The 8,055-nt window shown below is 56.5% G+C and carries 5 protein-coding genes; all 5 read left to right on the forward strand.

The features are described 5' to 3' along the window. Positions 1–13: 13 nt before the first annotated feature. The 5 genes from POM99_RS16355 to POM99_RS16375 all read left to right on the forward strand — a co-directional run bounded on the left by POM99_RS16355 (position 14) and on the right by POM99_RS16375 (position 7,980). Positions 14–268 (forward strand): ribbon-helix-helix protein, CopG family, encoded by a 255-nt coding sequence (locus POM99_RS16355; protein WP_277279555.1) that lies wholly within the window; start codon positions 14–16, stop codon positions 266–268. Then, complete coding sequence (locus POM99_RS16360) at positions 265–1,974, forward strand: Eco57I restriction-modification methylase domain-containing protein (protein WP_277279556.1); 1,710 nt, start codon at positions 265–267, stop codon at positions 1,972–1,974. Before POM99_RS16355 ends, POM99_RS16360 begins: the two co-directional genes overlap by 4 nt. Continuing rightward, a complete protein-coding gene (locus POM99_RS16365) occupies positions 1,971–5,042 on the forward strand; it encodes an Eco57I restriction-modification methylase domain-containing protein (protein ID WP_277279557.1) in 3,072 nt (1,023 codons plus the stop codon). The genes POM99_RS16360 and POM99_RS16365 overlap by 4 nt, the downstream gene beginning before the upstream one ends. Before the next feature lie 170 nt (positions 5,043–5,212). Beyond that, positions 5,213–7,210 carry an ATP-dependent nuclease gene (locus POM99_RS16370; protein ID WP_277279558.1) on the forward strand — a complete coding sequence of 666 codons (1,998 nt, stop codon included), beginning with the start codon at positions 5,213–5,215 and terminating at the stop codon, positions 7,208–7,210. Continuing rightward, on the forward strand, positions 7,207–7,980 hold the full coding sequence (locus POM99_RS16375; RefSeq protein ID WP_277279559.1) for a UvrD-helicase domain-containing protein: 774 nt from the start codon (positions 7,207–7,209) through the stop codon (positions 7,978–7,980). The genes POM99_RS16370 and POM99_RS16375 overlap by 4 nt, the downstream gene beginning before the upstream one ends. The last annotated feature ends 75 nt before the right edge of the window (positions 7,981–8,055 follow it).

Here is an 8,055-nt window from a genome sequence, read left to right on the forward strand (position 1 = left end):
AATCAAGCAATATTTGCTGGCGGCTGCACCGCTTTGGTGTAAGGTGGTGCAATCCGATGCAAAAGTGAAGCAAGCCATGCCAATCGCCGCTCAGGCTCAGGAAGAAAAGTCACCCCATCGCCTGTCTGTCAGTCTGACAGCCGAGCAATATCGCGAGCTCAACGAGATTGCGCGCAAAAATAGAGTATCAGCCGCGTGGGTCGTCCGCGAGGCCATTGACAGGCTTCTGCGAGATGACGTTCCGCTGTTGCACGTGGGGAGAGAATGACTGTGGCGCTTAAAGTACCGACCGCGCCGCGAGGCCGCTATGCGGACCTCGATACCGACAAGCTGCGCGGCGGCTATTACACGTCTGCAAATGTGGCCGAATGGCTTTGTGCCTGGGCAGTCCGCGACGTCAATGAGACCATACTTGAACCAAGCTGTGGCGACGGTGCCTTTCTTGAAGCGGCAGCCAATCGCTTAACCGCGCTCGGAGCCAAACCCGCACAAATTGCTGCCAACGTGCGCGGCGTTGAAATCGTCGCCAGCGAAGCACGCAGCGCCCGCAAAAGGCTCAAGCCACTGCTTGGTCCTGCCGCAGATGAAACCGTCGTTTCATCGGACTTTTTCGCGTGGTGGCAGAATGCCACGCAGCCAACCTTTGATGTCATCATCGGCAATCCACCTTTCATTCGCTACCAGTCATTTCCCGAGCCGCACCGCACGCTGGCGATGGCAATCATGGGCGAGCAAGGTCTGACACCGAATCGCCTAACCAATATCTGGGTGCCATTTGTGGTCGCTGCGACCGCCAGCCTCAAGAAGGGCGGCAGGCTTGCTTTGGTTCTCCCTGCGGAGATCCTCCAAGTCACATATGCGGCACAACTTCGCTCGTTCCTGACCGACCATTTCAAGCGCATCGACGTGGTGGCGTGCAACGAATTGTTTTTTGAGAAGGCCGAGCAAGAAGTCGTGTTGCTGCTGGCCGATGGCGCCTTGGCGCGCGCGTCAGAAACAAACACATGCCGCGTGGCCATGACTGAGGCCGATACGGTAGCGGCGATCACCGATTATGCGCCAGCCGCCTTCTTGAAGAGCGCCCAGCCCAAGGTCATTCGCCATGACAGTGAAAAGTGGCTCAAATACTTCCTCGACAACAAACAGATCGAGTTCATGCGCGAGCTTCGCGATTCAGCGATCACCTCACCAATGTCGGCCCACGCTCACATCAACGTTGGTGTGGTCACAGGCAAGAACGAGTTTTTCGTGCTCACCGGCGAGCAAGTCGCTGACATGGAGCTGGCTGCATATACGACCCCGCTCGTCTCGCGATCCGTGCAGCTTAAGGGTGCACGGATCGGCAAAGCTGACTGGAAATCACTCTCCGCTGCTGGTGACCGCGTCCATCTGTTGACCATTGCCCCGGCTCAGGCGGCGCGTTTGAGTCCAAAGCTGCGCCGCTATATTGAGGAGGGGGAACGCAAAGAGTTTCATAAGGGCTACAAGTGTTCGATCCGCAGCCCGTGGTATGCCGTGCCGTCCGTATGGATTCCCGACGGTTTCGCCTTCCGGCAGATTTACGACTTTCCGCGTATGGTGCTGAATGCGTCAGAAGCCACATCCACCGACACCATTCATCGCCTGAGCAGTAAGGGCGCAAAGCCCGAGCGCATCATCGCCAATACCTATTCTTGGTTGACCGCAGCGTCAGCTGAGATTGAGGGGCGCAGCTATGGCGGCGGAGTTCTTGAACTTGAACCAACCGAGGCGGAGCGCCTCTTGATGCCCGCCACGCTTAACGGTGCAATGCCGCTTGCTGAGGCTGACCGCCTGACCCGGGCGGGACGGTTAGATGATGTTCTTGAGGAAAACGCCCGCGCGGTTCTCATGGGTCACATGGGTCTGTCAGCGGCTGACTGCGCCCTGCTCAAAGGCGCGTGGACGAAAATGCGCGACCGCCGCATGTCGCGGCGGCGTAGCGCCAGCCGATGAGTGGAGACGGGGGCAAAGCGGCAGCCCGCGCCTGCGTCGCAGAGCTTGTTCGCGCCTTCCAGCGCAATGAAGCGGATTACCTGAGTGCAGCTTACAACGAGACGCAGGCGCGCACGGACTTCATCACGCCTCTCTTGGAGGCCTTCGGCTGGGATGTTCATAACGTTGCCGGGCAACCCCTTGGCTTGCGAGAGGTCATCGAGGAAGCCACCGTCGAGGTCGGCGAAGAGAAGCTGTCCAAACGGCCCGACTATGAACTGCGCTTGGCACGCCAGCGCAAGCTGTTCATCGAGGCCAAGAAGCCCAGCGTTCGCATTGATCGAAGCCGAGACGCGGCGTTCCAGACCCGGCGCTACGGCTATTCGGCAAGCCTTCCTATCGCCGTTCTGACGAACTTCCATCAGCTCGCCATTTACGACTGCGTCCCGTTGCCGAGTCAAACCGATGAAGCGCACGTCGCACGTCGGATGCTTGTCGGCTACGAGGATTTCGAAGCCCGCTTTGACGAGCTTTGGCCGTTGCTTTCCCGCGAGGCGGTCTATTCCGGCGAGTTCGACCGCGAATTTGCAGTCGATGTCACCCGGCATGGTGCCAATCAGTTTGACGATTTTTTCTTGCGCCAAGTCCGTTCATGGCGCGAACGCCTTGCCGTTGACATTCACCGGCACAACCCAGTCCTCAGTCCACCCGAGCTGACCTACGCCGTTCAGCTTTTTCTCTCTCGCATCGTGTTTCTTCGCATTTGCGAAGATCGCGACATTGAGCGTTACGAGACGCTGCGTGGCCTTGCTGCCGCCAATGCTTTTGACGCTTTGATGGTTGAGCTGCGTCGTGCCGATGACTTCTACGATTCTGGCCTGTTCCGTCTGCTCGATGATGCTCGCCTTGGCATACGGATATCGGATGAGGTCCTCAGCGCCATCATCGACGAACTCTATTACCCCCAAAGCCCTTACACCTTCGCCGTTGTCGAAACCGAGGTGCTGGGCGAGATTTACGAGCAGTTTCTTGGCGAGGTCATCACCTTCAACGCCGCTGGCGAGGTGGAAATCGCCTTCAAGCCGGAAATCCGCGAGAGCGGGGGCGTTGTGCCCACACCCCGCTATATCGTGGACGCTATCGTTGAGCGCACGCTTGCGCCGATGCTTGCGGGCAAGTCACCCGCCGACCTGGCCGGATTCACCGTCGCCGACACATGCTGCGGCTCCGGCATCTTTCTTTTGTCGGTATTCGAGTTTCTGACCGACCACTATCTTGCGTGGTATCAGGCCAACGACCGCGATAGCCATATCGGTAAAAGCATCTACGAGGTTGCTGCTGGACAGTGGCGGCTCACGTTTGAGGAGAAACGCCACATACTCCTCGCACACCTGCGCGGCGTGGACATCGATCCCAACGCAGTTGAGGTCGCGCGGTTCAGCTTGCTTCTCAAACTGATTGAGGATGAAAGCGGCGCAGGCCTGCGCGATTTCGTGGCGCGCGCACGAATTCCCGCATTGCCCGAGCTGGACGCCACACTTCACGCGGGCAATAGTCTGGTCAGCCAAGTTGAATGGCAGGCGGCGCGCGGAGCACTTCCCGCGCGCTTGCTAGAACAGGTCAATCCCTTCACATGGGCCGACGCCTTTCCCGCTGAGATCGCAGCGGACGGCTTTGACGCTATCGTCGGAAACCCTCCCTACATCCGCATTCAGAACATGCAGACCTACTCACCGGAGGAGGCTGCTTTCTATCATGACCCGGCCTCGCCCTACACGACAGCGAGGCAGGACAATTTCGACAAATATGCGCTCTTCATAGAGCGGTCCTTGGCACTCACTAAGCCAACCGGGCGGCTGGGCTTCATCGTCCCACATAAGTTTATGACCACCCAGGCGGGCCGCACCTTGCGCCGTCTGATAACCGCCCCGCTCATCGTCGAAGAGATTGTGCATTTTGGCGCACAGCCTGTGTTTGGTCGCAACATTGCCAACTATACCTGCCTTCTCTTTCTGGACCGCGCCGGTGCTGCCGACACGCTGCTTGAGCAAGTTCGCAGTCTCGATCCGTGGCGCTATGGTGCAGCTGGACAACAAAGCCGGATAGCCGCAGCAAATTTAGGCGAGGAGCCTTGGCAATTCGCCAACGCCGATACCCGCGCCCTGTTTGATCGCGTCCGTGCCTTGTGCAACCGAGAGCTGAGGGACGCTGCCGAGATTTTCGTTGGCGTCCAGACCAGTGCTGACCCGATCTACATTTTTCGCGCCAGTGCCGAGGACAGGCATACCGTTACTCTCTCGTGGAATAACCGCGACTGGCCCATTGAACGCGGTATCCTCAAGCCATGTCTCCATGACCAGCGCCTGTTCCCATACGGACGCGCCGAAGCAAACGCTTGGATGATTTTTCCATACGAAATGGTCACGCGGCCCAATGGAAAAGTCGCAGCGCGTCTATTTCAACCCGACGAGATGGCCCGCGACTATCCGGGAGCATTGGCCTATCTGACAGCTCGCAAAGCCGATCTTGAGAACCGTAACATTGTCGGCGGGGCCGCAAACGAAAAGCAGTTTTACCAATTTGGCCGCTCCCAAAGCCTCACCAAATTCGACAGCCCGAAAATCATCTTACCCATACTCTCGCTTGATGCACGCTACGCCTACGACGAATCCAACGTGATCATGACGGGCGGCGGCAATGGACCATATTACATGGTGCGTCCCATGCCCGGTGCCGACGAAACGAACCACTTTCTGCTCGCTGTCCTGCATCACCCCCTCTGCGAGGCAATGGTGCGCACGCATACCAGCGCGTTCCGTGGCGGGTATTATTCGCACGGCAAGCAGTTTATCGAACATTTGCCAGTGCCGCCAGCAACGCCTGCCCAGCGCGCCGAGATCGAAGCACTTGTGGTTCAAGTCATCGACGCCATTGACGCTGCCGAGCGGGCGAGGACGCCGCATCAGCGCACTCTTCACGAGCGCAATGCCCAGACCTTGAAAGTCACCATTGAAAGCCGTGTTTCGGCATTGTTCGGACTATCTGCCGACGACATGGCCATAGTTCGAGCCGTTCCGGTGCCAGCTTGAATCGCGCTTGCGGGAGCAGCACTTCGTCCTACCCTCACCAACGGTGTGCCAGCGCTGATGATCGCACCGCCAAGTTGGGTCAATTTGAAAGTTAATTTCTTTCCTCTTGTGTCAGGATGGTTGCCAAGCCAACCTATCAACATACATGACCGCCCAGAGATTGCGTCCCGATGCGCCTTGAAAACATAAGAATCAGGAACTTCAGGTTGCTTCGCCGTTTGGCAGTCGATTTGGCGCACGGCAAAACGACTACCATTTTCGTAGGACCCAACAATAGTGGCAAAACGTCCGTCATGGAGGCGTTGCGCCTATTCATTGGCTCCGGGACCGATAATCCCAAAATCTCCTTTCATGATCTGTCCCAGCTTCGTCACCGCGATCTAAAGAAGATTGAGAGCCTGCTTGCAACAGAGGCAGATTATGAGAGGAAGGTCGCACTTCTCAAGCGTTTTGCGCCCCGCATGCGGCTCGACCTCAACTTCAGCTATGACGAAGAGCCAGCCGACTTGGTTGCTGCAACCCAGCTACTCATGGATTTGACGCCGGGCACAAATATGGTGCGGATGCGCATCGAGTATGCTCTTGAAAACGCGAAAAAACTTGTCGACGATTTCGAAGCACGGCCCCGCAAGGACACTACTCTGTGCGACTTCCTGAAAGATAACTTCCGGGAACATTTCAAAAGAGTCTTCTTTAAAGTGTCGCCGGACGGCAAAGAGGTCGAGAAGCTCGATGACGGTGGGCTTCTAAAATCCCTCCTCCGCATCGACATTGTGCCTGCGCAGCGGCACGTCGATGACGATGAGGGGAGCCGCTCGGCCAAACTCTCCAAACTCCTGCATGATCATTATGAGCGCTTCTATCAGGTGGATGATGCTGCGGGGTATCAGGCAATTGAAGATGCCCTCACTCAAAGTGCGGGCGATCTTACTGGCAAATATGGCAAGGCCTTTGGCCGCTTGACCACACGCCTTCAGAGCTTTGGCTATCCCCCTGGCCAAAAGGCACCAGACCTTCGAGTCCGTGCAGAACTGAGTGCTGAGACGATTTATCGCGACAACGCGCGCATCTATTACGCAAGCGAACACGCCGGGAGTGAAGGCGTGATGGAAGAGTTCGAGCTTCCTGAGAAATACAATGGCCTTGGCTATAAGAACCTTATCTACATCGTCCTTCAGTTGGAGTCTTTCCGCGCTACCATTGAAGCAACGCAGGGGGACAAGCCAAGAGTCCACATCATAGCAATCGAAGAGCCAGAAGCACATCTGCATCCACAGATGCAGACGGTTTTTATCAGCGAAATCTCAAAGGCTCTAGAGACGGACGGCGGCAGCACCGCGCAGGTTCTTCTGTCAACGCATTCATCGCACATGATTGCTCAATCTGAATTTGAGCCCGTGCGATACTTCCGTCGTGTCGGGCGTCAGGTAGCGGTAAAAGACCTGTCAAAACTGCCACTGCCCGATGACGATCCTGATATCCTCGATTTCCTGCGCCGTTACATTCGGCTGACTCACTGTGACCTGTTCTTTGCTGACAAGGCGATTTTCGTCGAGGGTCAGGTAGAACGCTTGCTTCTACCAATGATGATGGAGGAGCAGGCCAAATTGGCGGGCTGCGAAACTCTCGGCAGTCAGTATATCAGCATTTCCGAAGTCGGTGGTGGCCATGCTCACAAATTTAAGCCGATCATCGACTTTCTCGGCATTCCAAGCCTCATCATCACTGACCTCGATTCCGTCGACGACAACAAGGAGAAATGCCCGGTTGCAGAAGGCAAGGGCACAAGCAATGCCTGTCTGAGAAAGTGGATTCCTGCGAAGGAAACCGTCGACGAATTGAACGCTTGTGACGAAGCGGAGAAGACACAAGGCTGCATTCGCGTTGCGTACCAAATTGCACAAGACGGTCGTTGCGGCAGGTCATTTGAGGAGGCCTTCATCTATGCCAATGTCGCTTGGCTTTCTGCGAATTGCGACAAGCTCAGCACGACAAAAACTGCTGTCAATAAGGCCGTCAATGCGGGCCTCGTTGAGCAGGCGTGGGAACTGAGCGCCAAACTCGGCAAGGTTGATTTTGCCCTCGACCTCATTGCTGCTCCGGGCTGGGAAACGCCACTCTATATAAAGCAGGGTCTCCGTTGGCTCGCCGAGCATCCTTCGCAATGATGACCGAAGCCGACGAAAAGATTCTGGAATGCCTGAAGGCAGGGCAGAGTTTCGTGATCGACGCAGGGGCTGGTTCGGGCAAAACATCTTCGCTCATTCGTGCGCTCGACTACATTCGCGGGCCTGACCGATCGACTTTGATCGCTGACGGTCAACGGGTAGCCTGCATCACCTTCACGAATGTGGCGAAAAACGAGATTGTGGAGCGCACCGAACACGACCCGCTATTTATCGTGTCGACTATTCACGACTTTCTCTGGGCTGCAATCAAGCCGTTCCAAAAGGAACTTAAGACGGCATTGCTTACTTTTAATGATAGTTTGCCCGTGTCCAGCCGCAGAAAGCAGGATCAGGTCGAGCTTGAAGACGCTCTGAGAAACGTGCCATCAATCGCCTATTCTGATCGTGGAGCGAAATTCCTAGAGGGTCGTATCTTTCACGACGACCTTCTTGGTGTGGCACATGTCATGTTCCGCGATCATGCACTGCTTTCCAAAGTGGTCGCAGCGCGCTTCCCGTTCATCTTTGTTGATGAGTATCAGGACACTGACCCGCTGGTGGTCTCAACACTTTTGGACCACCTGCTGAAAACAGCCAGGCCGCCCCTTATGGGCTTCTTTGGTGACAAGATGCAGAGCATTTACCCGGGCGGTGTTGGCGAGCTACCAGCGCAACAACAGGCCTCGCTCGTTCAAATTATGAAGGAGCAAAACTATCGTTGTTCCAGTGCGCGGCGACAACTACGATGGCCGGTTGAGCGGCGACTATGATGGCCGGTAGGATCGGTTGTCTGGTCTGATCGTAGGGAGGGGCGCAGCCCCGACCGGAGAGCGGACCAGACAACC

Origin of the sequence: Novosphingobium cyanobacteriorum (assembly GCF_029436685.1) — a bacterium.
Taxonomy (GTDB): Bacteria; Pseudomonadota; Alphaproteobacteria; order Sphingomonadales; family Sphingomonadaceae; genus Novosphingobium; species Novosphingobium cyanobacteriorum.